The organism is Micrococcus sp. KRD128 (genome assembly GCF_017168395.1).
GTDB classification, from domain to species: Bacteria; Actinomycetota; Actinomycetes; order Actinomycetales; family Micrococcaceae; genus Micrococcus; species Micrococcus luteus.
In genome coordinates, this window is the sequence record NZ_JABFAX010000062.1 from 1 (window position 1) to 433 (window position 433).

General features: G+C 68.1%; 1 protein-coding gene. It reads right to left on the bottom strand.

Annotated elements, in window-relative coordinates:
* Nucleotides 1-210: 210 nt before the first annotated feature.
* Nucleotides 211-433, bottom strand: a 223-nt coding sequence (locus tag J1M44_RS11475) for an acyl-CoA dehydrogenase family protein (protein ID WP_274607926.1), incomplete at its 5' end; no start/stop codon positions are given.

Here is a 433-nt window from a genome sequence, read left to right on the forward strand (position 1 = left end):
CGTCTGGACACCCACGCTGAACCTTTCTGGCGGGTCCGCCTCGGCACGCGTGGGATCTGCTTCCGCAACGAGCGGGCGGCCCGCGAGTTCGCCGCCCTGCTGCACAGCCGTCGCGCGTGGCAGCTGGAACGCAACGCCGAGGAAAAAGGGGCAGACTCCCCGGAATGAAAAAGGCCCGCACCCGCGGGCCTTTCCCCTATACCACAGCCGTCAGCGGCTGCTGCGCAGCATCTCCCTGGGCACGTACTTGCCCAGCTCGAACTTGCCGATCGCCGCGCGGTGCACCTCGTCCGGACCGTCGGCCAGGCGCAGGGTGCGCTGCATGGCGTACCAGTAGGCCAGCGGGAAGTCGTTGGAAACCCCGGCGCCACCGTGCATCTGGATCGCCCGGTCGATCACCTTCAACGCCACGTTGGGCGCCACCACCTTGATC